Below are 25,342 nucleotides of genomic sequence, written 5' to 3'. Positions count from 1 at the left end.
GCCGTGACCCGCGCGGATCGACGCGCCGACGTCGCCGCGGCCGCGGTCGTCGCCGGCGGCCGGGCCTGGTTCGAACGCCGCGCGCTCGCCCTGGCCGGGATCGCGACGATCGGCGTCCTCGTCGTCATGCTCTACCTCCCCGTGGGCGTCGTTTTCGTCGACGCGGTCGTCGTCGACGGGGTGCCGACGCTCGCGGCGTTTCGCGAGGTGCTGACCGACCCGTTCTACGTCGGCGCGCTGGCGGCCGTCTTCTCGGATCCGCTGGCGATCGGGGGCCACGCGACCGCCGTTTTCGGCTGGCTCGCGGCGGTCTCCGTCTCCCTCTCGATCGAGTACCCGCTATCGGACGTCGCGCTGCCGGTCCCGTGGCTCCGCGTGACGACCCCCGGCGTTCGGCTGGGGCTGTTCGGCTTTACGGCCTACCAGGCGGCGCTCTCGACGATCGCCAGCGTCGCACTCGGCCTCCCCGCCGCCTACGTGCTCGCGACCTACGAGTTTCGCGGTCGGCGGACGCTTCGATCGCTGACGATCCTGCCGTTCGTGCTGCCCGGGATCATGGTCGCGGTCGGCTTCTACGCCGCGTTCGGGCAGACGGGGACGATCAACGGTCTGCTCGGGCTCGTCGGGCTCGGCCCCTACCCGTTCATCGAGCGGAATCCGCTGGCGATCGTGATCGTCGCCCACGCCTTCTACAACGCGCCGCTGGTCGCCCGGATCACCGTCGCCGCCTGGGAATCCGTCGACGTGCGAACCGTCGAAACCGCCCGCAGTCTCGGCGCGAGCCCGCGACGGGCGTTTCTCGACGTCATCGCGCCGCAGCTCTTCCCCGCGATCCTCACGGGCGCGCTGCTGACGTTCGTCTTCACGTTCATGACGTTCCCGATCGTGCTCGCGCTGGGCGGGCTCCAGCTGGCGACCGTCGAGGTCTGGATCTACGATCGGATTCGACGGCTCGCGTACGCCGAAGCCGCGACCCTCGCGATCCTCGAGACCCTCGTCTCGCTGGGGCTGACCTACGCCTACCTCCGCTACGAGTCGGCCCGATCGGGACTGGCGCGGGCGGCCGCCCCGCCGCCGAAGGAGCCGCTCTTCCCGGACCTGCGGACGGCCCTGACGCCGCGCCGACTCGCCGTCGTCGGCTACGGCCTCGTCGCGCTGGTGGTCTTCGTCGGCCCGATGGCGAGCCTCGTGATCGGGAGTTTCACGGACGGGAGCGGGTTCACGCTTCGCCACTACGCGTTCCTGCTCGAACGGCAGGTCGAGGGCCAGTCGTTCCAGACGCGTCCGTTCCCGGCCGTCCGGAACTCGCTGCTGTTCGGCCTGGGGACGCTCGCGATCGCGGTGCCGATGGGCGTGATCCTCTCGGTGTCGACCGCGCGCGCGGGCCGCGTGGGAACGATCGTCGACGCGCTCGCGATGCTCCCCCTCGCGGTCAGCGGGGTCGTCTTCGGGATCGGCCTCCTGCAGGGACTCGTCTTCGGGATTCCGCTACCCGGCGGCTGGCGACTCCAGGTGACGGGACCCGTCGCGATCGTGGCCGCCCACGCGGTGGCGGCGTACCCGTTCGTCACCCGAAACGTCTCGCCGCTGCTCGGCGCCCTCGATCCGGCCATGGTCGAGTCGGCCCGTGCGCTCGGCGCCTCCCGCTACCGCGCGCTGGTCGACGTCGAACTCCCGCTCGTCGCCAGCGGGATCGTCGCCGGCGCCGCCTTCGCCTTCGCCATCTCGATCGGCGAGTTCTCTTCGACGGTGATTTTGGCGGGCGGCGCCGACACCTACACCATGCCCGTGGCCGTCGAGCGCTACCTCGGACGTCGGTCGGGGCCCGCGATCGCCATGGGGACGCTCCTGCTCGTCGTCACCGCCGCGAGTTTCGTCGTCGTCGATCGGGTCGGCGGGAGGGTCGAACGGTGACCGAACTCCGCCTCGAAAGCGTCTCGAAGCGGTACGGAGGCGGACGGGGAGCGTCCGAGACCGTGGCCCTCCGGAACGTCGACCTCGCCGTTCGAGACGGGGAGTTCTTCACGCTCGTCGGCCCCTCCGGCTGCGGGAAGACGACGACGCTGCGGACGATCGCCGGCTTCGAGGAGCCGACGGCGGGGGACGTCCGCTTCGACGGGGCGGAGGTGACCGGCGTCGCTCCGGAGGACCGGAACGTCGGCGTCGTCTTCCAGAGCTACGCGCTCTTTCCGCACATGACCGTCGCCGAGAACGTCGGCTACGGCCTGCGCTTCCGGGAGCCACCGACGGGGACGACCGCCGACGAGCGCGTCGCGGAGTTGCTCGACCTGGTCGACCTGGACGGGATGGGCGATCGCAGCCCGGACCAGCTCTCGGGCGGGCAGCAACAGCGGGTCGCGCTCGCTCGGGCGCTGGCGCCCCAACCGGAGCTGCTCTTGCTTGACGAGCCGATGAGCGCGCTCGACGCCCGCCTCCGGGAGTCGCTGCGCCGGCAGGTGACCCGGATCCAGACCGAACTCGGGATCACGACGGTCTACGTCACCCACGACCAGGAGGAAGCGCTCGCGATCTCCGATCGCGTGGCGGTCATGAACGACGGACGCGTCGAGCAGGTCGCGACGCCCCAGGATATCTACCGCGAGCCGGCGACCCGGTTCGTCGCCGAGTTCGTCGGCGACAACAACGTCTTCGACGGCGACGTGCGAGACCGCGGCGACGACGCGGCCGCGATCGGCGGCGACGGCGATCGCTCCGCCGTCGAAGTCAGCGGGGAGTACTCCGTCGTCGAGGTCAGCGGCAAGACCTTCGAGCTACCCGCGCTCCCGGGCCGAGCCGATCGCGTCACCTTCTGCGTCCGGCCGGGGGCGCTCTCGCGGGCCGCCGATCGAAACCGGATCACGATCGCCGTCGAGACCTGCGAGTTCCTCGGCGAGACGGTCCGGGTCAACGGCCTGTGGAACGGGACCGAGACCGTCCTCCAGCTTCCGGACGTACCCGACGGGGACGCGGTGACGGTTGGATTTGATCCCGACGACGCGCACGTCGTCGACGTGCGGTGAGCCGGCGGGGCGACCGATCGCTTACTGCCGATCGACCGGTCGATCGACGAGCGGGGACACCCGTCATCGGACTACCGGAACTCGCAAGTGCGTCCTTTTCCGGACTCCCGTGGTACGTATTCGCATGCAAGTTACTCGCCAACTTAGGATCGACGTCGGGCGGAGAGAGATCCCCAGCGGAGGGACGGTGACCGTTCGCGTCCGCGACAATCGACGCCGACCAGTCGAGAACGCGCTCGTCGAAACCGAAACGAAATTGGCCAGAACGGACGCGCGCGGACTGTGTCGACTGCGGTTCGACTCGCCCGGCTTCTGGAAGCTCACCGCGGCGAAGTCCCCGACCGATCGCGTGGCGTACGATCCGGTGTCCACGCTCGTTCGGGTGGTGCCGACCGAGGCTGCGCTTCGGCCCCGTCGACGGATGGGGTCCCGGACCCGGATCGGATAACTACCCGAACCCGTTCGCCGGTGATTCTGCGCGCGCGAGAACCGCAACTGTACTAAAGTACGACGCGCGAGGCCTACTCAGTGGTGACCGATCGCGCGCTCGCACGCCCGAGAGCGACGGCGGGCGATCGGCGGAACCGACGAGCCATGAACGAATACACGATCCTCATCGCACTCGGGAACACGGCGACGCTCGTGACCGGCGGCGCCATCGCGCTGCTCGCCTACCGCGCGTTCCGGCGGACCGGATCGCCGGCGCTCCGGGCGCTTGCGCTCGGCTTCACCTGCATCGTCGCCGGCTCGGTCGTCGGCGGCGCCATCCACCTCCTCGCCGACAACGTCGCCCTCGGCGTCGCCGTCCAGAGTTCTATCACGGCGGGCGGCTTCGCCGTCCTGCTGTATTCGCTGTTCGTCGATCGATCGCGGACGACGATCGTGCGCGCGAGGGGGTCGCAGTGAGTCGAGACGCGCGGGAACCGACTCGCGTCGTCGCCATGGGGACCTTCGATCTCCTTCACCCCGGCCACGTCCACTACCTCGAGGAAGCGGCCTCGATGGGCGACGAACTCCACGTCGTCGTCGCCAACTCGGAGACGATCGACCACAAACCGGCTCCGATCGTGCCGGACGAACAGCGCCGGGACCTCGTCGCGGCCCTCGACGTCGTCGATCGCGCGCGAGTCGGGCACCCCGAGGACTACTCGATTCCGATCCGCGCGATCGATCCCGACGTGCTCGTGCTCGGCCACGACCAGCACCACGACGAGCGCGAGGTCGCGGCGATGCTCGACTCCTGGGAGATCGATTGCCGCGTCGAGCGGGCGAGCGCCCGCGAACCGCGGGACGACGACCCGGAGCTTCTCTCGAGCAGCGCGATCACGGACCGGATTCTCGAGCGGCGCGCCGCCGACGTCCCCGGCCGGCCGGGTCGGTAGCGGCGGACCGCCGGAGAACGTGGCAAAGCCGTTATAGTTATTCGTCGCGTGTTCGTGCGAACACGTATGGATAGGGATAGTCGGCGTTTCGACCGGCCCGCTCGCCTCGGGCGGTGGCACGCGCTCGTCGAACGGTACACGCCCGACGGGTGGCTCGGGCGGACGCTTCTCGGATCGACGACCGGGATGTCCGGGCTCTGGCTGCTGGCGCTGGCCCTGTTCGAAGTCCCGCGGTGGGGGCTATCGCTCGCCGCGTTGTTCTGGCTGCCCGCGCTCCTCGGGCTGGGACTGCCGGCGTTGGCCCTCTCGCTGGCGGTCCTCTGGCCGGTGTACCTCTCGCTCATCGGCAATATCGAGTCGGCCGACGCGTACCCGCGCTCGAGGACCGACGAGCGCGCGATCCCGAGCGGCCGAGAATCCGAATCCCCGAAACGACGCGATTCCGCCGCGTCGGCCGCGGAAGTCGACACCCCCGAACCGGCCGCGAGCGATCCGTTCGGCGATCTGAAACGGCAGTACGCGAACGGCGAGCTATCTGAGGACGAGTTCGAGCGCCGGATCGAGCTCCGCCTTCAGGACGGGACGGCGCGATCGACGGCCGGTGACACGGGCGGCGCGGGCGTCGAGCGACGAGAGCGAGTGCCGGATCGAAACTGAGTCCGTCGACGGTCCGCGGATCGCGGCTGCGAGACGGCGGCTCGCAACTCGCTACGACGAGCGCGACGCGAGCCGCGATCGGAACCGATCGAGCCCGTGTTCCAGCATATCGGGGCTCACCGGCTGAAACTCGTCGTCCGCGGGGAAGAACTGACGAACCGAATCCCAGCTGTCGCGAGCGTAGCGCTCGTCGAGCAGGACGCGAACGCCGACGTCCTCGGGGCTGCGGATGACCCGGCCGATCGCCTGCCGGGCTTTGCGGACGGCGGGGATAGTCAGCGCGTAGGTGAATCCGTCCTCGAACTCGTCGTCGTAGGCCCGCCGGACGGCCTTCGTCCGGGGGCTGGAGGTGTTGACGATCGGGACGCCGCAGACGACGGCGGCCGCGAGGCGATCGCCGCTGTAGTCGACGCCCTCGGTGAGCGTTCCCCGGAGGCTCGTGACGAGCACCTTCCCGTCGCCGGCGAAGAACTCGGCTTTGAGCGACCGGGTCGTCTCGTCGTCGCTCGCGGCGTCGAGCAGGATCGGCTTGTCGACGCGATCCTCGAGGACGCCGGCGGCCCACTCCGCTTCCGAATAGCTCGGCATGCCGACGAGGACGTTCCCGGGGAGGCGGGCGACCTTCGCGATCGCGTCCGCGTAGTGCGTGCGGGTCGGGTTGTCGTCTCCCGGTCTCCCCCGGTTGTCGTAGGTGAACTTGGGCGCGGCGACGGCGAAACTCTCGCGGTTCTCCGCCGGAAAGTGCAACCCGTAGCGGCGCTCGACGACCGGTCTGTCCTCCTCGCGCGCCAGGTACCGGAGTCCCGTCACCTCGGTGAAGGCGTCCATCGGTTCGAGGGTCGCGCTCATCAGAATGCCGCCGCCGAACGCGTCGAGGCGCGCACCGATCGCGTCGCTCGGGACGCAGTTGTGCAGGGCGAGTCTGGCGGTGTACGCGCGGCGCCACGAGTCGGCGGGTTCGGTCTCGTTCCAGGTGCGTTCGAGTTCGATCTCCCGGAAGTAGTCGGTGTGGCCCCGGCGGTACCACTCGCCGAGGACGCGACCGACGGCGGGCGCGGCGCGCGTCCGATCTTCGTCTTCGGCCTCGTTCAGGATGCGCGCGACGACGGCGCCGACCGTCTCCGAGCGGATCCAGTCGACATCCGTGTAGCCCGCGTTTCTCGCCCACTCGGTGATCTCGTCCTCGGCCGGCTCTCGCGGATCGCGAAGCGGGATCTCCTCGTCTTCGAGATCGGTCAGGTTCGACTCCCAACCCCGGTAGTGGCGATCGAGGTGGGCCGTCACCCGCCGATCGAGTTCCCCGCGGAGGTCCCGGAGGAACTCGAGGGTTCGAACGAGTTCGTCGAAGGAGACGTCCGTGTCCGCGAGTTCCGAGCGGACGAGGTCGGCGTCGGCGGTTTTGGAGCCGCCCTCGGCGCGTCGACCCTCGCGTTCGAACTTCACGGGCTGGATGACTCGCGAGAGTTCGGTCTCGGCCTCCCGCAGCGTCGCGTCGGCGATGCCGTCGCTGACCAGGTCTCGCACGCGCGGTTCGAGCATGTGCGCTTCGTCGCAGACGACGAACGTCGACTCGTCGAGCAGGGCGCCCGTAAACGCGGTCGTCGTGGTGGGATCGAACGCGTGGTAGTAGTTGCCGATGACGACCTCGGCGTAGCCCAGGAGTGCGCCCATCACGGAGTGCGGGCAGGTTCCGCGGCGGACCGATCGGGCGACGAGGTCCTCGGGCGTGACCATCCCGGTCTCGGTGAAGTCGAAGGGGACCGCTTCGACTGGAGAGCCTTCCTCGTCGTCCGGGAGGTCCTCGAGGTACTGCGCGTAGAACGGACAGTACTCGGTTTCCGCGCCGACGGGGCCGCCGTCCGAGTAGGTCGGCATGTCGAGCGGGTAGGGCGCCGGTTCCCCCGCCGTTTCGAGGAACCGGGCGGTGGTGGCGGTCCGCCCGCTGTCGGCCAGGCCGGTCTGTTGCTGGCGGGCGCGCGCGGCGAGGGTCCCCGTCGTCGTGTCGCCCCCCTCGCCCGTCAAGTCGCGAGTCCGATCGCGCAGCGTCTCGCAGCGATCGTAGACGTTTCCGTCGTCGATTCCGCCCGCGTTCGCGCGGTTGTACGGGCAGACGTCGGCCTTGCCGACGAGGGTGAGTCCCGAAACCGGGTTCCAGTCGTCGGGCAGGTTCTCGTTGATGGTCTCGAGGTCGGCTTCGAACTGGCGCAGTTGCTGTTTGACGCTCGTGAGCACGAACACGCGCTCGTAGTCGGTGTCCGGATCGCGAACGAGGTCGATCCCCGCGGTGAGCGCGATCATCGTCTTTCCGGTGCCACAGGCGCCCTCGACGACGGAATAGCCGCCGTCCCGAGCGGTTTCGATGGCGGTCTCGATGCCGTCGACCTGCTCGTCGTAGGGTTCGTCGTGGCCGAACACCATCCGCCAGTTCGTCATGCCTGCCGTACTCATCGTCGGTCGGTCATAGGGTTGACGGACTGCACTGGCCGCGCTCTCGTACATAAACCGCCTGGTTCGGCAGCTCGCCGAATCGGGCGACGATCGGACCGAGCGGTTCGACTCGCAGCCGGAAAGTCGCCGGTCGCTTCGAGCGCCGAGCGAAATCCGTCGGCCGTATCGGGTCACGAACGTCGGTGCTGGATGCTGCGAGCGTGCCCCTTTAACGGTCCGAGCACCTAGGTGCACGTACGATGAAAGTCCCCAAAGCCCTCCAGAACGCCGATCGCAGCGGCGCGGTCGTCCGGACCTTCGAGTACGACGACGGCAGCGTTATCGCCGTCGACTTCGGCCACGCGGGCGACGCCCTCACCGTCGACATCCTCGGGTCGACCGCGATCGTCGTCACCGACGGCGAGCAGTTCGAGTTCGAACTGCCGCCCGAAGCGACGGACGTGTCCGTCCAGAACGGCGTTCTAACGATCGAAGAATAGACGTCGGCGACGCCGCGGACCGATCGCTGCGGTCGAAATTACCCCGTTCGCCGACCGTCCCGATCGAACCGGCTCTTCTCTCGTCACAATCCCGATACCGCATCGAGCGGGCTCCGAAACGCAACCCATTCCAGCCTTCGACCGGTAGTACCGGTATGGCCGATGCTTCCGACGCGGACGTCGATCCCGATCGCTGGAGCGCCGAACTCGAGTCGAAACGCGCCGAGAAGGACGAGTTCTTCGCCGACCATCCCCAGTCGCCGATCCCGCCCGACGAGCGCGACGAGTTTTCGGGGCTGGACTACTTCGAACCGGATCCCGACTACCGCGTGACCGCGACCGTCGAGGTCCACGACGACCCCGAAGTCGTGTTGATGGAGACGACCGCGGGCCGGGAGATGCGCTACCTGCGAACCGCGACGCTCGAGTTCGAACTCGTGCGGGACGATCCGGACCTTCAGGACGGGACGTTCGAACTCGGCGCGTACGAGATCGAACGTCAGAGCGACGAACCGCTTTTCATCCCGTTCCGCGACAAGACTACCGGCCAACAGACCTACCGGGGCGGTCGGTACATGGAACTCGCGCCCGATCGCGACCTCGAGACGGACGACGAGATCGTCGTCGACTTCAACCTCGCGTACACCCCGTTCTGTGCGTTCAGCGAGACCTTCGATTGCCCGCTCCCGCCGGAGGAAAACTGGCTCGACGCGGCGATCCCGGCGGGGGAGCGGTTCGAGTCGAACTGACGGCAGGCCGATCGAAGGCGACGGACGCCAATACCGTCGAATCGGCCCCTGATCACGCGGTTCGAGTGGAAACGGAGGGGTGTCGGGGCGAACGGGGGTTCGGAACGGAAACCGAGAACGGAAATCGACGAGCGAGAATCGGTGAACGACTGCGACAGAGCGGTCGGTAGCCCGGCACCCGTGGACGTCGGTTGCAGTCGAAACCGAGGGCTGCACCGGCGGTGGGAGGCGAACGGGCGGTGCGATACGGCAGCTGATCGGTGATTCGATACGGCGAGACGATCGGCGAGCGGAGACGACGCCGTCAGGGCGCGACGCCGACGGTGAGTAACGTGCCGAACTCGCGGTAGCGTTCGACCATCGCTTCGCGGGTGTCCCAGTCGTCGGTCGGAAATTCGGACTTGTTCGGGATGGTGATCTCCCGATCGGGGACGTTGTCCTGTTCGGCGACGTGAAGGCCGGCCTCGCGGAAGGCCGATCGGTACTGCTCGCGGTCCCAGCGGGTCATCTCGATCGAGATTAACTCCTGCCACTCGTGGGAGTGGACGTTCTCCTCGTAGTAGTTGACGGCGCAGTAGAAGGCGCCGCCGGATCGGAGCACGCGGGCGATTTCGGCGAGCGTCTCGCGGGGATCCGCGGCGTAGTAGAAGGCCTCCATCGACCAAACGTGGTTGATCGAGTCGTCCTCGAAGGGGAGCGAGCCGAAGTCGCCGACGACGTACCCGACCTGCCCGTCGTCGGTGTAGCCGGCGGCGTTTCGCGCCATCTCGGGGGCGCCGTCGAGGCCGTAGACGCGGCCGGCGCCCTTGGTGTCCCGCAGCGCCCGGCCGGCGTAACCGCTGCCACAGCCCAGGTCGAGCACCGTATCGCCGGGTTCGACGGGCATCCGCGCGAGCGCGTGTTTGGCGGTGTGCCAGTGGCGCTCTTCCATCCCCTTGTCGCGACCGCTCGTGGCCCAGTCGTCGAACTCCTCGCGTACGCTCATGGGCGACCAATCACGACCGGGAGGCAAAACCGATTCGACTCTCTACCGTCCCGTCGAGACGACCCGGATCCCGCATCGGTACGATTTTCGACGGGATCCAGCGTTCCGATCCGGATTCCGCCGCCGGGCGGCGGGTTCGACGATCGAGTCCGTACCGAAGACACCGCGGCGTCCGGCACCGGTAGATTCTTTAGGCTGGCCTAAAAAGAGAGAAGTGGAGAGGTTTCGGTTGGCCGAAATCCGTGGGCATCGGATTCGGGCCGAAGAACACCCCTGTGTCCTCTCACCTCTTTCCACCGAAACTGACACAGCTACCGCCACGGAACGATCGGTATCCGTTCGATCGCTGCGAACGGCTGTCGCGTTCGTATCCGACGGCGGGGTGACCTACCGACGGTATCTCGGCCCCACGGTCCTCTACCGTATCGACTCGACGCCGGCGAGGTCGTCGAGCCGATGCACAACCACTCCGATCGGATCGAACTCGGCGAGTCCGTGAGCGGCGAGCCAGCGGTCTCGCACGAACTGGCCTGATCCCCCGTCGAACGGGATCGAAATCGAGACCGGACGGCCGAAACGCGGGTCTAGTAATCGGATTTTTGCCCACCTGACGGATTGTCGCGGCTGTCTGACTGATCGAAGTCCCAGACAGTCGGAGCTATCATCGAATCGATCGACGATCGAGACCAATCGCCACAGTGCGTCGGGGGACACATCCCCACTCTTAAGTCAGTGCCGAAAGTTGTTCACTCCAATATGGAATACGCGCTTGAAATCGACGGGACGCCAGAGACGGTACCGGGCGGAACCGGGGTGCTTCTACTCCACCCGAGCACGGGCGAAACTGACCGCATCGACACAGATTTCCTCAAGACGGATACCGACACCTTCCTCGTCATCTCCACCCGAACCACCGCTCGAGAGGTCAGGCAGAAACTGGAGTACTACGACGTCGACGAGAAACGTGCCGAAATCCTCGATACGCTGAGCATCGAGCGCGGCTACTCCCGCCGATCGAGCGATGCGGTCCACTACGTCGCCGCCCCGGACGACGTCGACGGCATCGTCGATCACATCGACGGCTTCCTCAACGACCACGACGGCAAACTCCGGCTCAGTTTCGATTCCGTCACGGAACTCGCCTACTACGCCGGCGACGACGAGGCGCTCGAGGCCGTCGAGCGGATCCTCGAACTTCTGGACGAATACGACGCGATCGGCCTCTTTCACGTCTCCGAGGACCCTCACGACGAGGCGTTCGTCGAGGAGATCCGCGAGCTGTTCGGCGGCGTGATCGATCTGGACGAAGACGGCACCATCGACGCCGAATTCTGAGCGGCGAGCGGCGTCAGCGGCCGCGGATCGCGGTGGAAAACGAAGAGGATTCGGGAACGGGGTTCGGTCACTCGGCCAGCGAGTCGAACGTCTTCTCGGCCCATCGAACCGCGTACGCCGATCCGTGATCCCGGTACGCGTCGGTATCGAGGGCCGCGTACGGCGCCGGGAGTTCGATCGCGTGTTTGATCGCCGCACAGGCGAGTTCGGTCGCATCCGCGAAGTCGGTCTCGCCGCGGGCGACGGCCCGCGGAAGGTCCCCGACCCGGCCCTCGAGTCTGGTTCCCGCATCCTGCCACGCGTCGGCGAGTTCCGGGTAGTCGTCGTTCCATCCGGCGAAGACCTCGCGGCTCTGGAGCCCCACCCAGCCGTCGTACAGCGCCGCGGCGACCTGATAGGTGCCGCCGGGGTCGAGCGGGGTCGCCCGGTTCAACGCGGGATAGTCGTCCTCGAAGAAGCCGAGGAAGTGCTCCGGGACGCCGAGATCGAGTTCCACGAACGCCTCCGCGAGGAGGAAGTCGATAAACGACTCCGGTGAGCCCTGAACGCGGGGTTTGACGATGACCGTCGGCGGATCGGTCTGACGCGTCCACGCGATGCTCCCGTCGCCCGGCATCCCGATCGTCAGATTCGAACTCGCGTAGCGAGCGAGCAGCGTGGGTGCGTCGTCGGGAAGCCAGTCCGCGGGATAGCTCGCGGGTTCGAGCGAGTCGACGATCAGACCGAGATCCTCGGCCTGCGCGGGTGGGACCGTCTCGAAGTCACGGGTCGCGTCGACTACCCGCGCGTCAGGCGCGTACGCATCGCGGACCGCTTCGAGCCGACTCGAGAGCGTCCGGGTCTCGAACATCAGGCGCCGAAGACGGTCTGGAAGACGATCAGAACCGACAGCAGTGCCGATGCGGCAACGGTACCGAGAACGATCTTGGTCGCGGTGCTCATACTCGGTGGCTATCGTCCACGTCGCTTAAATCCATCTGTCCCGAAGACGATCGCCGCCCGTACCGGCTCCGACCGCATCGCCCGAGGGTATCGATCGGGCACGCGCCATCCGACCGGCCACACCATCATTTCAACTGGAGGATATTTCGCTCCGTCACAGGCTACGAATCGTCAATTTGGTATTTCTGGAGTCGAACCGAGACGGTGTACGCAGAACGAGTTCGTTACTCGGAGTCGGCGCCGCGCCACGATTCCGGGACGTCGATGACGTACCGCCCGTCCTCTTGCAGCGACACGATGTACTCCTCACGGTTGTAGAGCTCCATCAGGTTGAGTTCGTACTGGCCCGGCTGCAGGATCTTGATGCTCTCGAACTGTTGGTTGAGTTCCGCGCGGAGCTCTTCGATCGACGGTCGATCGGCCGACGGTTCGCTGACGACGCGGCCGTTGCCCGGCGGTGCGGCGTCGTCTGCGGGTCGAGATTCCGGTGGGACGTCCGTCGACCCGGTCGCGGCCCGATCGTCGGTATCGCGGGTCCGCGGTGGAAGCTCGTCCGGCGGCTGCGACGGGAGGTCGTCCGTCGACACGACTTCGCTGCGCGCGTCGGCCTGTGCGGTGTCTTCGTCGTCCGGGAGCGACGTCCTGTCCGACGGGTCGACCGGATCCGATCTATCGGTCGGGTCTGCCGAATCGACAGGGGAGTCCGTCCCGGTATCGGCCCGCTCTTCCTGTGGCGGTGCCGATCGATCCTCGGGCCGCCGTGCGGCGTCGGGCCACTCAGTGAACTCGTCCGATCCGGTCGCCGGGGTGGACGCGTCGCCGGCGTCGGGCGACGCAGACGAGGGCCAGTCAGAGTTCTTCTCTCCCGCGGTGCGTGACTCACTCGCAGTACGTGTGCCGCCGGCTCCCTCCGAACCGGCTCCGGAATCGGTGACGTCGGCGGACTCCGTCGTTCGGGACGACGCGGTCGATCGAGCCCGGGTCGATCCGGAGTCGCCCGTATCCGCCGACTCGCGTGCGGCCATCGCCTTCGGCGCGAACTGGAACTTGTTCCCGCCGCAGTCGGGACAGCCCGAGAGCATCTCCTTCGAGCCGTCAGGGAACACCCGGCCGCAGTTCGTGCATTGGTGAGGCATTAGTCTCGGGACACGAGTGCGCTGATGAGCGTTTCGTCCTTGTGGAGCGTTTCGATCTGGTTCGCCGGGCCGATCACGGTCAGTTTCGCCGTCGACTCGTTCGATCCCATGATCCGACCGAGCAGCGACGAATCGCGCGTGTCCGACCGCGGGTAGGTCTCGATCTCGATCCCGTTGAACTCGTTGGGACTGATCTCGGACATCGTCACCTCGATGAGTCTACTCTCCTCGTCGGGCGTCAACCCCTCTTCGAGGATGACGATGTTCCCCTCGTGGACACCGTCTAAGATCATCCGGATCTTCTCCATGGTCGCCATTCCGTCCATCCGTTCGCCGCTGATGAGGTCGATCTGGACACCGTCCGGAGCGTCCGGTTCGTCCGCGTTCGTTGCTTTTGGCATGGCTATCACCCGAAGTACTCCGCGATGCTCTCGTACACTTCGTCCATATTCTCGCCCTCCTTGGCCGACAGCGGAACCGTCTTATGCTGCGGGAAGGCGTCCTCGATCCGCTTGACGCTCGATTCATCGAGGTCGATCTTGTTCGCGAAGATCAATACCGGCAGATCGCGGGATTCGATGATCCCGATCAACATCGTGTTGACCTGCGTGATCGGGTCCTCTGCGCTGTCCAGAACGTAGATGACGCCGTCGACGTCCTCCCGCAACCAATGCATCGCCTCGGCGACGCCCTCGGTCGCCTCTCGCGATCGGCGGATGGCGTCGTCTTCTTCCATCTCGTCGGTGAACTCCTCGTAATCGACCTTCGTCGTGACGCCCGGCGTGTCGACGATGTCGATCGTCACCGTCTTGCCGTTCCGTTCGATCTCGACGCCTTCCTTCCGGCGTGCGCGGCGCGTTTCGTGTGGAATGTGACTCTCCGTCCCGACAGCGTCACCAGTCCAGTCGCGGGCGATTCGGTTCGCGAGCGTCGTCTTGCCGGCGTTCGGCGGACCATAGATACCGATTCGTTTGGGCTCCTGTTCGGAGAACAGGCGTTCCGTGACCCGAGAGATACTATCTTTGAGCTCTGTGAACAATCCCATCCTTGGGGACCTCCAGCACCACGGGGTGCATCTGCGCGTAGTACAAACCGAACTCACTTAAGCCTACGTCAGACGTGTTGACTGTCAAATACGATTGAATCAAACCGTCGCGTGAAATATCCGTCGGAGAACGATCCGATTGGGAACCAGTGGGCGGGGAACGCTCGATCTCATATAAAGACCGTGATCTATGAGTACTATGAACTATCCGACGTACGCCTATCCGATGTACGTTGTCCGAGTGACAGACGACAGGTTTGGGGACGACGGACAACGACAGGGGATAGCAACCAGTATTGAATACGGTCAGTCCACCAGTTGAATACGATCAGTCGACCAACGATCGGCGGGGATCGTCGCGGGACGACGTAGTGATCGTCATCGTCGTAGCAATCAGTGTCGCGATCTGAATCGTCATTATTGCTGCCGCTGTGACCGTCAACGACTCGGACATCGGTAGAGAATGTCGCACTCGCCTTGCTGCTCTCGGACACCCCCACCCCTTCGTTTCAACTGGAGATCTGCGAGGCCGGTATTCCGTGAGTAGGAGAACTCATCACTGAGCGGACACGATCGTCCCCGATTTCGGCTCGAACCCCGAATAACGGGGAGCTCCCTGGAGAATATTGGAGAAGCGACGGTCCTAGTAATGTGAACGGTCTAATCCAAGTATTCTAGTAGAATCTAGTAATTGAATACAATACCCTAGTAATGTATGGCGTTTTGCTAGTTCTACGGATACTGTTTCTCACCCATCTAAATAAATCCTTCCGTCCGATAATCCGTCGATCCCGTCCACTCTCTCGGGTCGTTCCACCTGAAACGAAGGGGTGGGGGGGTTCCGAACCATCGTGTTGTGGAATAACACAGCACTCCATCGCATTGCTCGCCGATTCCGATCTTTCACGTCGTTTTCTCGTAAGCCGCGTCTATCTCGCCCAGCGATCGATCCGATCGTCACCGCAACGAGCCGCTGCATAGTGGTCGCGATACGTCCGCCGATCGCAGTACGACTTTACGGGACGCGGGCGCCGGCATCCTAACTCTCGGACAGTGACTTTCGGGGTCGTTGACTCTCGGGACGTTGACGACTATCGCACGGAACGGACGGCGTCGTGAGCACCACGCATCGTAATCACTGCGTGCAGGACTACGCCCGGATCGTATTGTCACCTACTGGTGAAACGATCACAGTCGTCGCTCGAATCGATCGACGGGACGGTCGCGCCGATCACCCGCTCGGTTGTCCGGACCGCGAATCGAACCTAGCCGCTTCGTCCCGACGGGACGACGGAGCGTCGACGCGAAACGAGCGTCCGCGAACTGCCGCGACCGAGGGTCGCAGTGCTCGATCGCGAGCCGTTTCGATCGACGCCAGTACCGAACGCGACCGAATGTGGAGGTCGAATGCGGCCGAATGCCGTCCGACATGCCGATACGCCGATCGGTCCGAACGTCGTCACAACAGCTGCATTGAATGGAAGATTTTATTACCAATGTCTTCCTCTGTTTCGTTTGCATCAACTGGACCCGATCCTGATATCTGGATGGGTGAAATAGCCGATATTGGCCGTTTCACTGGCTGTATTCCTGTATCCGGGGTCGGCGTTCCACTCGAAATAAGGGGGTGCGTGTACGACGGATGTCAGACAAGAATACGGAATCCACCAGGACCGACGTAAACGTCGAGCGCGACGAAACAGCCGGCTTTTCGACTGATTTCGGGAATTCCGATATCGAAGACGAAAGTTCGAATCAGGGGTTGTTCGACGACCTCCTCAGCGGGGAGCCGATCTTCGAGAACAAGGAGGTGTTACGTCCGTCCTACACGCCACACGAACTGCCACACCGTAGCGACCAGATCAACAAGATGGCGACGATTCTCGTCGCCGCCCTCCGCGGCGAAACGCCGTCGAACATCCTCATCTACGGGAAGACCGGCACCGGAAAGACCGCGAGCGCCAAGTTCGTCAGCAAGGAACTCGAGAGCACCTCCCAGAAGTACAGCGTTCCCTGCGACGTCGAGTACATCAACTGCGAGGTAACCGACACGCAGTACCGCGTCCTCGCGCAGCTGGCGAACAAGTTCATCGAGAAAAACGAGGCGCAGATCGCCGATCGGATCGACACACTCGAATCGCTCCTCGAGAAGCTCGAGGAGTACGATCGACCGGCCGACCGGGCTACTACCCAGTCCGATCTCTTCGACGAGGCGGCTGGTCTGTCGTCCGATCGAGACGGCTCCGACCCCGACGATTCGGTTTCGGCTGGAGGTAACTTCGACGTCAAGTCTGGCGAATCTGCAGTTGAAACAGGGGGGTCTGATTCAGCACTCGATACCGGAGATCCGGGTAGCGACGCGACGGGCGGCAGCGGGACGTCCGGCGACGGAACGCGCGGCGACGCGATCGGTGCCGGTGGAACGCTCCCGCCGGACCATCCGCTGGAATCGACGCCGTTCGGTTCGCGTGCGGAGATCGAAGACCGGATCGACCAACTGCGCGCCGACGAGGAGTCGTTCGAGGAAGTGCCGATGACCGGTTGGCCGACCGATCGGGTCTACAGCGTGTTCTTCGACGCCGTCGATTACGACGAGCGGGTCGTCGTGATCATGCTCGACGAGATCGACAAACTCGTCGAGAAGAGCGGCGACGACACGCTCTACAACCTCTCGCGGATGAACTCCGAACTCGAGAACTCGCGCGTCTCGATCATCGGCATCTCGAACGATCTGAAGTTCACCGACTTCCTCGACCCGCGCGTCAAGTCCTCGCTGGGCGAAGAGGAGATCGTCTTCCCGCCGTACGACGCCAACCAGTTGCGGGACATCCTCCAGCACCGATCGGAGGTCGCGTTCAAGGAAGGTGCGCTGTCCGACGACGTGATCCCGCTGTGCGCCGCGTTCGCCGCGCAGGAACACGGGGACGCGCGCCGCGCGCTCGATCTGCTTCGAACGGCGGGCGAACTCGCGGAGCGGTCCCAGGCCGAGACGATCGACGAGGAACACGTCCGGCAGGCCCAGGACAAGATCGAACTCGACCGGGTCGTCGAGGTCGTCCGGACCCTGCCGACGCAGAGCAAACTCGTCCTTTTCGCGATCATCCTCCTCGAGAAGAACGGCGTCCACAGCATCAACACGGGCGAGGTGTTCAACATCTACAAGCGCCTCTGCGAGGAGATCGACGCCGACGTGCTGACCCAGCGCCGCGTCACCGATCTCATCAGCGAACTCGATATGCTCGGAATCGTGAACGCGATCGTCGTCTCGAAGGGGCGGTACGGTCGAACGAAGGAGATCAGCCTCTCGGTTCCGCTCGAAGAGACCGAGGCCGTCCTGCTCTCGGACTCCCGGTTGAGCGATATCGACGACATCCAGCCGTTCGTCCAGGCCCGTTTCGAGAATTGACCGTTCCTTCTCGGCTTCGGTCGCGTCGAACGTCGATCGAATCGCGTCGAACCGGGTTCGATCTGAGCCGACTGCGAAACTGACTCTCGAGACCGTCGACCGAATCTCGAATTACCGTCGTCGTCGCGTGATGGCGGCCGCAGCCGTCGCGCCGGTCGTTGCCGTCGCCGCTGCGCCGGCCGGACCGGCGAGTCCAGGCCCCTGGCCCGATCCCGCTGACAGTCCCGGCTCGATCGCGATCGAGTTGATGATCGACGGCGACGTCGGGGCCGTCATCCCGAAGATCGAGTCGAAGGCCAGCCGGATGTGTCCGAGATACGGGATCCGGAACATGGCCTTGCCGGTGACCCACTCGGGTTTGACGATGTTCGTCTGGGCCCCGCCGTAGTGCTGATCGTAGCCCATGTTATCGTCGCCCTTGGTGACGAAGCCGTCGTGCGGCGCCGGACAGGCTTGTACTTCGGCGCAGGTGGCCCCACCGAGGTACTTCTGGTTCGCCTTGGTGTCGACCCAGTTTTCGCCCTTTTCGACCCAGAAGTGGGCCCGATGGATGACGGGCGTCCGGCGATCGCTTCCGTCGGGTTTGAAGACGATGACGTCGCCGGGTTGACTGAACTTCTCGTGGCCGCTGTCCTGCCCGGTTTCGCGGGTAACGATCCCGGTGCCGTCGATCGGATCGTCGCCGACGAATCGGTCGTCGTCGACGATGAAGATCAGGTCTCCCTCTTGCATGTTGGGTTCCATGCTCCCGCTCTCGACGGCGACCAGCGGCGGCCAGATGCCGCTGATCCCGAACAGCAGGAGGCCGATGAGCGCGACGAGCGCGACGCTGCTCAGGATATCGCGGGCGAGGACGACCGACTCGTCGTCGGTTCGCAGAAACCAGCGAACGATACCGACCTCCGCGATCGTCACCTCGTCGGTTCCCGCCCCGGCGTTCGAGGAGTCGGGCGTCCGAGTCGCCGATCCCTGCTCGGCTGCGATCGCGTCGCCGTCGGTTCGACCCGATTCGGAAGTCGATCGCCGGCCGGCCTCGGTCGATCGGTGCGCAGTCGCGTCGTCGTACGTATCGTCCGGAGCGGCGGTCCCGTCCGACGACGGGTCGTCACCTGGGCCCGAGAAACGGTGATCGGAAGTACCGTCTCCGGCGTCGTCGTCGTCGGTGTCTCCGGAATCGGGGCCGGTCATCGTCCCGTGTTTTGCCGCGGCCGGCAATCAACTTTCTGCTCGGACGCCCGCCGGGTCGGGGACGCCGATCTGACCCGACCCGGCCTTCGACAGGGCGATCCCGTCGAGCGGCCGCCGCGATCGAATCGAGCGGTCTCGGAGCCGTTACGATCGAACGATCTCGGATCCGCTACGTTTTTCCCCGCGCTCACGAATTCGAGGGGTGTGCCACTCGAGGGTCCCGCCCGGATCGTCAGCGAACTCACGAACCGCGGCTACAACGCCGAGCGCGAGGCGGTGACGCGCATCGCCGCCGCGGACGACCCGCAGGCTGTCCTGGAACGCGTCATCGAGCGGGTTCCGGCGGAGGCGCTCGTCGTCAGCACGGACCACGTCGAAACGGTCCTGGAGGCCAACCGGGAGCGAGGCGCCGGCGACTCCGAACCGGACGCGAACGCCGCTGATCGGGCCAGCGGCGCCGATTCGGCGTCCGATACCGACGCCGATGCCAGTGCGGACGCATCAACGAGCAACCCCCCTGTTTCAACTGGAGCTGGCGCCGAGGATTCGCCAGCCGACGGTGACCGTTCTCCAGTTGAAACGAAGGGGTCTCGATCGGCGGCCGATCGCTCGGTCGACCCCGAGGCCCGATCGCTCGAGATTCGAAACGACATGACCGGGCAGAGTACGGGAACCGGCGAGTACGGCGATTTCGTGTCGGTGTTCCGGGATCGCCTCAATCGGCTCGGCTCGAAGCTGCGGGGACGGGTCAATCACCGGCCGGCGACGGCGATCCAGAACATGCCGGGCGGCGGTGAGGTCGCGATGGTCGGGCTGGTCAACGACGTGCGATCGACGGCCAGCGGCCACTGGCTGATCGAACTCGAGGACGCCACCGGAACGTTCCCGTGGCTCGTGATGAAAGACCGGGAGTACGTCGACCTCGTCGACGAACTGCTCTGCGACGAGGTGCTCGCCATGGAAGGGACGCTCTCGGACGACTCGGGGATCGCGTTCGTCGATTCGATGTACTTCCCCGACGTTCCTCGAACCCACGAACCGTCGACGGCCGATCGGCCGGTTCAGGCGGCGCTCATCAGCGACGTCCACGTCGGTAGCCAGGAGTTCATGGCGGACGCGTGGAACCGGTTCGCGGACTGGCTCCACACCGAGGCGGGCGAGGCCGTCGAGTACCTGCTGATCGCGGGCGACATGGTCGAGGGCGTCGGCGTCTACCCCAATCAGGACGAGGAACTCGACATCGTCGATATCTACGAGCAGTACGAGGCGTTCAGCGAGCGCCTGAAACAGGTTCCCGGCGACCTCGAGATCGTCATGATCCCGGGCAACCACGACGCGGTGCGCCTGGCGGAGCCCCAGCCCGGGTTCGACGAGGAACTCCGGGAAATCATGTCGGCCCATGCCCCGCGCATCGTGAGCAACCCGTCGACGGTGACGATCGAGGGCGTCTCCGTTCTCATGTACCACGGCGTCTCGCTCGACGAGGTAATCGCGGAGCTTCCCGCAGAGAAAGCGAGCTACGACGAGCCCCACAAGGCGATGTACCAGCTCCTGAAGAAGCGCCACGTCGCACCACAGTTCGGGGGCCACACCCGCCTCGCACCCGAGGAGAAGGACTACCTCATCATCGACGAGGTGCCCGACATCTTCCACACGGGTCACGTCCACAAACTCGGCTTCGGCAAGTACCACAACGTGCTCGCGATCAACTCCGGCTGCTGGCAGGCCCAGACCGACTTCCAGAAGAGCGTCAATATCGACCCCGACTCGGGGTACGCCCCGATCGTCGATCTCGACACGCTCGACGTGACGGTCCAAAAGTTCAGTTAGTACCCGGCGTCGGATCGCGAGTCGGCGATCGATCGCCGGCAGCAGTGCTTTTATCCGCGATCGCGTTACCGTCACGACACCCGATCGAGATGTCTCCACCCGAACGGCGGCGGTCGTCCGAAGAACGCCGGTCCCCGTTTCGCCCCGCGATCGACGCCCACGCGCACCTGTTTCCCGAGCGGCTCGCCGAGGCGATTCAGCGCGCGCTCCGCGCCGAAGCCGGCTGGGAGTTCTCGAACCCGACGGCTCGACCCGAAATCGAGGAGGTCCTCCGATCAGCGGGCGTCGCCGCCTACGTCGCCCTGCCGTACGCGCACAAGCCCGGAATCGCGGCCGGTCTGAACGACTGGCTCCTCGAACGAGCGGCCGAGTCGACGTCCCTGCTCCCGTTCGCGACCGTCCACCCGGACGACGATGACGTCGCGAGTATCGTCCGTGACGCGTTCGAGGCGGGCGCTCGCGGGCTGAAGATCCACTGTCCGGTTCAGGAATGTCGCCCCGCAGATCCGCGACTCGAACCCGCACTGGAGATCGCAGCGAAGTACGATCGACCGATCACCTACCACGGCGGCACGGCGCCGATGTTCCAGGACAGCCCGTACGTCGGCGCGGACGCGTTCGCCGAACTGGTCGACTCCTACCCGGAGATTCGGGTCTGCTGTGCGCACATGGGTGCCTACGAGGTTGGCGCGTTCCTCGAGTTCGCGCGGAACAACGAGAACGTCTACCTCGACACGACGTTCGCGATGTCCACGTCCGCTCCCGACACGATGGGGTTCGATCCGTCGACGATCGCGGACGAGACGTTGATCGAACTCTCGGAATCCATCATGTACGGCTCGGACTACCCGAACGTTCCGTACCCGTATCGTAACGAGCGGGCCGGGCTGCTCGATCGAGATCTCCCAGAAGAAACGGCGCGGGATATCTTCTATCGGACCGCGATCGACTATCTGGGACTCGAAGAAGCGCCCGTCCCCAGGAAAAACGGCGAGTGAAACTTAGTCCTCGACTTCCGCCTCGTCTCGGAGTTCCGTCCGGCGGATCTTCCCGGTGACCGTCTTCGGGAGTTCGTCGCGGAACTCGATCTCGCGGGGGTACTCGTGGGCCGAGAGCTCCTCGCGAACGTGGGTTCGGATCTCTTTTTTCAACTCCTCGGAGGGCGTCGCGCCCTCGCTCGGCACGACGTAGGCCTTTACGATGTTCCCCCGCTCGCGGTGGGATTTCGGGACGACGGCAGCCTCGGCGACGGCCTCGTGCTCGCCCAGCGAACTCTCGACCTCGAAGGGGCCGATCCGGTAGCCGGACGAGAGGATGACGTCGTCGGCCCGCCCCTCGAACCAGAAGTAGCCGTCCTCGTCGGTGTGTGCGAGGTCGCCCGAGAGATACCACGTACCGTCGGGACCGTCGACGAAGCAGTTCGCCGTCTGTTCGGGCTTCTCCCAGTACTCCGCGAAGAAGCAGGGGTAGTCCCCGCGCTGGGCGATCTCGCCTGTCTCGCCCGGTTCCAGGACTTCGCCGGTCTCGGGGTCGACGACGGCGGCTTCGATCCCGGGCAGCGGCTTGCCCATCGATCCCGGTCGAACCGCCATCGTCGGGTAGTTGTTGACGATCATGTTCCCCGTCTCGGTCTGGCCGTAGGTGTCGTGGATCGTCACGCCCAGCGTCTCCTCGCCCCACTCGACGACGCCGGCCGAGAGCGGTTCACCGATCGACAGCGCGTGGCGCAGGTCCAGCGAAACGTCGTCCAGGACGCGCTCGTGCTCGCGGAGCATGCGGTAGGCCGTCGGCACCGAGAACAGGACCGTGATCGGGAACCGATCGAGCAGGTCGGCCCACGCCTCGGGGTCGAACTCGCCCTCGTAGGTGAACAGCGCGGTACCCCAGAACCAGGCGCCGAGCGTGTTGATCGGGCCGGTGAGCCAGCCCAGATCGCCGGTCGACCAGTAGAGGTCGCCCTCCTGGAGGTCGACGGCGTACTTCTGGGTCGCCGCGACGCCCGCGACCCAGCGGTGTTTGTGCAACACCCCTTTCGCCAGCCCGGTCGTTCCGCTGGTGTAGTACAGCAGCGCGTCGTCCTCGCCGCCGGTCTCCGCCGCGTCGTACTCGCGGCTCGCGGTCTCCATCTCGCCGTGGTAGCTGACGTCGCCGCGTCGGATCCCCGTCCCGTCGTCGCTGACGACGATCACGTGCTCGACGGAGGGCGCGTCGTCCAGCGCCTCGGCGACGGTCTCGCGATTCTCGGGCGTCGTGACGATCGCTTTCGCGTCGCAGTCGTCCAGCCGGTAGGAGATGCCGTCGGGGCCGAACCGCTCGTTGACGCCGCCGAAGACGGCTCCGCGCTTGAGCGTCCCGACCAGCGCGACGTAGTGTTCCGGTACCCGCGGCATGTACGAGAAGACGCGATCGCCGTGATCGATACCCAGCGACTCGAGGACGTTCGCGAACCGGTTCGTCCGCGCTGCCAGTTCCCAGAACGTCAGCGCCGTCAGCTCGCCGTCCTCGCTCACCTGGTAGAGCGCGACTTTCTCGTTGTTTTCGGCGTGGCGATCGCAGACCTCGTGGGCGACGTTGAGCCGCTCCGGCGCGCCCCAGCCCGCCGCTTCGTAGACGTCCTCCCACGAGAACCCCTCGCGAACCCGCTCGTAGTCGGGCATGTTGTGGTCCGTTGGCATACACCGCGGGTGGCACCGTTGTCGGCAATAATTGCTTCGGTCAGTTTCGTCGTCTGCGGCCGGGAAAAAGCCGGCCCGATCGGCGTCCCCGTGCGGACGCCGTTGCGCGTTCGCGGCGGAGCCCGTCTCCCTCCGGTGACGGGGCCGTCCCGCGGTTCGAGTCGAACGTCCTACGGCTCCAGTCGAAATCGGATCGTCCGCGAGCCGTCGAATCGCGGCCCGGTCCCGCGCTTTTCGAAGCCGAGTTCCTCGGCGGCCGTCTCGACCGGTTCGGTGCCGGGCGGGACCAGCACCTCGACGTCCATCGATTCGCGTTCGGCGAACCGAACGGGCTCGGCGAGCAACCGTCTGCAGGCGTCCGCCGTCCCGTCGAGCTGAGTGATGTGGACCGTATCCTCCTGGGCGTCGAAACTGATGAAGCCGAGGAGGTCTTCGGGATCGGAGACGCCGTACTGCGACTCGTCGACGTCCGCGTTCGGGTCGCGCGGCCCGTCCTCCGCGACGCGCACCGTCCGATCGTGCACCAGGTTCCGCATCACGTCCGTCGGAGAGTCCGCAATCGACGCGAGCGCATCGGCGTCAGCTTCGAGTGCGTCCCGTACGTTCATTTGAGTGTGGTAATGCTACCCACGAATATAAATCCCGTCGCAGTTCACCGATCCTGAACTATCTCCGATCGCGACCAATTCCGTCGTTGCGGCGGCGCGCTGGCGATCGGAATCGAACCGGTGACCGGTAAAATTAGCGGCGATGGGACACAGTTATCTGCTCGCTCTGGTAACGAACTGGCATATGAGCCACGCCACCGACAACCGAACGGACCGTGCAGAGGTGTCTGTATGCGCGTCGTAGCCAAGTTCGGGGGAACGAGTCTCGGCAGCGGCGATCGCATCAATCGCGCCGCGGACTCGATCGCCGCCGCCGTCGAAGACGGCCACGAGATCGCCGTCGTCGCCAGCGCGATGGGATCGACCACCGACGACCTGCTCGAGGAGATCACCTTCGAGACCGACGACGCCGATCGCGCCCAGATTGTCAGCATGGGCGAGCGGACGTCGGTCCGGATGCTCAAGGCCGCGCTGTCCTCGCGGGGCGTCGATGCTACGTTCCTCGAACCCGGCAGCGAAGAGTGGCCGGTCATCACGGACGAGTACGGCGAGGTCGACGTCGAAGAGACCCAGGAGCGTGGCCTCGAGGTCGCCGACTCACTCGACGAGACGGTCCCGGTCATCACCGGATTCCTCGCGGAGGGCCCGGACGGGTCGGTCACCACGCTCGGCCGCGGCGGCAGCGATACGACGGCCGTCATGATGGGCAAGTACATGGAGGCCGACGAGGTCGTCATCGTCACCGACGTCGAGGGGGTCATGACCGGCGACCCCAACGTCGTCGAAGGGGCCCGAAACGTCGGCGAGATCTCGGTCGACGAACTGCGGAACCTCTCGTTTCGCGGCGCCGAGGTCGTCGCCCCGTCCGCGCTGTCGTACAAGGACGGCAAACTCGACGTCCGCGTCGTCCACTACCAGCACGGCGATCTGCTCTCGGGCGGGACCAGCATCGAGGGCGAGTTCCAGAACCTCGTCGACCTGCGCGAGCGTCCGCTGGCCTGTCTCACCGTCGCGGGCCGGGCGATCCGCAACCAGCCCGGCGTCTTCTATCATCTCTCGGAGGCGCTCGCCGACAGCGACGTCAACATCGACGCCGTCGCGAGCGGCCTCGACACCGTCACCTTCTACGTCGACGAGGACGAGGCCGAGCGCGCCGAGAACATCCTCCACCGCGAGGTCATCGCCCGCGACGAACTCTCGAGCGTCACCGTCGACGAGCCGATGGCCGTCGTTCGAGTCACCGGCGGCGAACTCCCGAACCAGCCGGGCGTCATCAGCGATATCGTCAACCCGCTGGCCGACGCGCGGATCAACGTCCACGACATCATCACCAGCGCGACCAGCGTCGCGATCATCGTCGACTGGGAGGACCGCGAGGAGACCCTCGAACTCACCCAGGACCTGTTCTGAGTCCCCACGGACTTTCCGGTTTCCCACCCGCAGCGGCGGCGCTCGAC

General features: G+C 65.7%; 23 protein-coding genes and 1 pseudogene. 14 read left to right on the top strand and 10 right to left on the bottom strand.

Annotation, left to right across the window (positions count from 1 at the left end):
* Positions 1-3: 3 nt before the first annotated feature.
* The 6 genes from MUH00_RS07745 to MUH00_RS07720 all read left to right on the top strand — a co-directional run bounded on the left by MUH00_RS07745 (position 4) and on the right by MUH00_RS07720 (position 5,059).
* On the top strand, positions 4-1,914 hold the full coding sequence (locus tag MUH00_RS07745; RefSeq protein WP_247003522.1) for an ABC transporter permease: 1,911 nt from the start codon (positions 4-6) through the stop codon (positions 1,912-1,914).
* Positions 1,911-3,020, top strand: coding sequence for an ABC transporter ATP-binding protein (locus MUH00_RS07740; RefSeq protein WP_247003521.1), 1,110 nt, complete (start codon positions 1,911-1,913; stop codon positions 3,018-3,020). Before MUH00_RS07745 ends, MUH00_RS07740 begins: the two co-directional genes overlap by 4 nt.
* Positions 3,021-3,144: 124 nt before the next feature.
* Positions 3,145-3,468 (top strand): DUF4198 domain-containing protein, encoded by a 324-nt coding sequence (locus MUH00_RS07735; protein ID WP_247003520.1) that lies wholly within the window; start codon positions 3,145-3,147, stop codon positions 3,466-3,468.
* A 146-nt stretch (positions 3,469-3,614) separates the two neighbouring features.
* Positions 3,615-3,926: a DUF7521 family protein gene (locus MUH00_RS07730; RefSeq protein ID WP_247003519.1), complete on the top strand. Its 312-nt coding sequence runs from the start codon at positions 3,615-3,617 to the stop codon at positions 3,924-3,926.
* A gap of 35 nt (positions 3,927-3,961) precedes the next feature.
* Positions 3,962-4,402 (top strand): FAD synthase family protein, encoded by a 441-nt coding sequence (locus MUH00_RS07725; protein WP_247003918.1) that lies wholly within the window; start codon positions 3,962-3,964, stop codon positions 4,400-4,402.
* Between the two features lie 66 nt (positions 4,403-4,468).
* Complete coding sequence (locus MUH00_RS07720) at positions 4,469-5,059, top strand: SHOCT domain-containing protein (protein ID WP_247003518.1); 591 nt, start codon at positions 4,469-4,471, stop codon at positions 5,057-5,059.
* Positions 5,060-5,110: 51 nt separating this feature from the next.
* On the opposite strand, the gene MUH00_RS07715 is transcribed toward MUH00_RS07720, so the two are convergent.
* On the bottom strand, positions 5,111-7,492 hold the full coding sequence (locus MUH00_RS07715; RefSeq protein ID WP_247003917.1) for an ATP-dependent DNA helicase: 2,382 nt from the start codon (positions 7,490-7,492) through the stop codon (positions 5,111-5,113).
* 254 nt (positions 7,493-7,746) lie between these two features.
* Here MUH00_RS07715 and MUH00_RS07710 point away from each other — a divergent pair, with 254 nt between their 5' ends.
* Positions 7,747-7,986, top strand: coding sequence for a DUF7127 family protein (locus MUH00_RS07710; RefSeq protein WP_247003517.1), 240 nt, complete (start codon positions 7,747-7,749; stop codon positions 7,984-7,986).
* Positions 7,987-8,141: 155 nt separating this feature from the next.
* Positions 8,142-8,735, top strand: a complete 594-nt coding sequence (locus MUH00_RS07705) for a DUF1684 domain-containing protein (protein WP_247003516.1) — start codon at positions 8,142-8,144, stop codon at positions 8,733-8,735.
* Between the two features lie 304 nt (positions 8,736-9,039).
* Here the strand turns inward: MUH00_RS07705 and MUH00_RS07700 are convergent, their stop codons facing one another.
* The gene (locus tag MUH00_RS07700) at positions 9,040-9,720 is read right to left on the bottom strand and encodes a class I SAM-dependent methyltransferase (protein WP_247003515.1); all 681 of its coding nucleotides are present in this window, start codon (positions 9,718-9,720) and stop codon (positions 9,040-9,042) included.
* Between the two features lie 370 nt (positions 9,721-10,090).
* On the opposite strand from MUH00_RS07700, the pseudogene MUH00_RS07695 reads away from it, so the two are divergent.
* Positions 10,091-10,254: pseudogene (locus MUH00_RS07695) on the top strand (ABC transporter ATP-binding protein); the annotation flags it as partial.
* A 222-nt stretch (positions 10,255-10,476) separates the two neighbouring features.
* Positions 10,477-11,055, top strand: coding sequence for a DUF7090 family protein (locus MUH00_RS07690; RefSeq protein WP_247003514.1), 579 nt, complete (start codon positions 10,477-10,479; stop codon positions 11,053-11,055).
* Between the two features lie 67 nt (positions 11,056-11,122).
* Here MUH00_RS07690 and MUH00_RS07685 read toward each other — a convergent pair whose 3' ends face one another.
* From MUH00_RS07685 to MUH00_RS07670, 5 genes are all read right to left on the bottom strand, one after another.
* On the bottom strand, positions 11,123-11,905 hold the full coding sequence (locus MUH00_RS07685) for a DUF7089 family protein (protein WP_247003513.1): 783 nt from the start codon (positions 11,903-11,905) through the stop codon (positions 11,123-11,125).
* Entirely contained in the window at positions 11,905-11,997 is a 93-nt protein-coding gene (locus MUH00_RS23150) for a hypothetical protein (RefSeq protein WP_425603044.1), read from the bottom strand. The genes MUH00_RS07685 and MUH00_RS23150 overlap by 1 nt, the downstream gene beginning before the upstream one ends.
* A 224-nt stretch (positions 11,998-12,221) precedes the next feature.
* On the bottom strand, positions 12,222-13,133 hold the full coding sequence (locus tag MUH00_RS07680; RefSeq protein ID WP_247003512.1) for an OapC/ArvC family zinc-ribbon domain-containing protein: 912 nt from the start codon (positions 13,131-13,133) through the stop codon (positions 12,222-12,224).
* The gene (locus tag MUH00_RS07675; protein WP_247003511.1) at positions 13,133-13,534 is read right to left on the bottom strand and encodes a DUF2073 domain-containing protein; all 402 of its coding nucleotides are present in this window, start codon (positions 13,532-13,534) and stop codon (positions 13,133-13,135) included. The genes MUH00_RS07680 and MUH00_RS07675 overlap by 1 nt, the downstream gene beginning before the upstream one ends.
* 5 nt (positions 13,535-13,539) lie before the next feature.
* On the bottom strand, positions 13,540-14,178 hold the full coding sequence (locus tag MUH00_RS07670) for an Era-like GTP-binding protein (protein WP_247003510.1): 639 nt from the start codon (positions 14,176-14,178) through the stop codon (positions 13,540-13,542).
* Between the two features lie 1,642 nt (positions 14,179-15,820).
* Here MUH00_RS07670 and MUH00_RS07665 point away from each other — a divergent pair.
* Positions 15,821-17,584: a Cdc6/Cdc18 family protein gene (locus tag MUH00_RS07665; protein WP_247003509.1), complete on the top strand. Its 1,764-nt coding sequence runs from the start codon at positions 15,821-15,823 to the stop codon at positions 17,582-17,584.
* A 111-nt stretch (positions 17,585-17,695) separates the two neighbouring features.
* Here the strand turns inward: MUH00_RS07665 and MUH00_RS07660 are convergent, their stop codons facing one another.
* Positions 17,696-18,772 (bottom strand): S26 family signal peptidase, encoded by a 1,077-nt coding sequence (locus MUH00_RS07660; RefSeq protein ID WP_247003508.1) that lies wholly within the window; start codon positions 18,770-18,772, stop codon positions 17,696-17,698.
* A gap of 204 nt (positions 18,773-18,976) precedes the next feature.
* Between MUH00_RS07660 and MUH00_RS07655 the strand changes: the two genes are divergently transcribed.
* Entirely contained in the window at positions 18,977-20,602 is a 1,626-nt protein-coding gene (locus MUH00_RS07655; protein WP_247003507.1) for a DNA-directed DNA polymerase II small subunit, read from the top strand.
* An 89-nt stretch (positions 20,603-20,691) separates the two neighbouring features.
* Positions 20,692-21,600, top strand: coding sequence for an amidohydrolase family protein (locus MUH00_RS07650; protein WP_247003506.1), 909 nt, complete (start codon positions 20,692-20,694; stop codon positions 21,598-21,600).
* A 3-nt stretch (positions 21,601-21,603) separates the two neighbouring features.
* On the opposite strand, the gene MUH00_RS07645 is transcribed toward MUH00_RS07650, so the two are convergent.
* Together MUH00_RS07645 and MUH00_RS07640 are read right to left on the bottom strand one after the other, a co-directional pair.
* Positions 21,604-23,277 carry an acetate--CoA ligase gene (locus MUH00_RS07645; RefSeq protein WP_247003505.1) on the bottom strand — a complete coding sequence of 558 codons (1,674 nt, stop codon included), beginning with the start codon at positions 23,275-23,277 and terminating at the stop codon, positions 21,604-21,606.
* Between the two features lie 170 nt (positions 23,278-23,447).
* Positions 23,448-23,885, bottom strand: a complete 438-nt coding sequence (locus MUH00_RS07640) for a hypothetical protein (protein ID WP_247003504.1) — start codon at positions 23,883-23,885, stop codon at positions 23,448-23,450.
* 231 nt (positions 23,886-24,116) lie between these two features.
* On the opposite strand from MUH00_RS07640, the gene MUH00_RS07635 reads away from it, so the two are divergent.
* Entirely contained in the window at positions 24,117-25,295 is a 1,179-nt protein-coding gene (locus MUH00_RS07635; protein ID WP_247003503.1) for an aspartate kinase, read from the top strand.
* Positions 25,296-25,342: the final 47 nt, after the last annotated feature.

It is taken from the genome of Halosolutus gelatinilyticus, from assembly GCF_023028105.1.
GTDB lineage: Archaea > Halobacteriota > Halobacteria > Halobacteriales > Natrialbaceae > Halosolutus > Halosolutus gelatinilyticus.
Note: the sequence above shows the minus strand (reverse complement) of the source record. Positions and strands in the feature narration are given on the sequence as shown.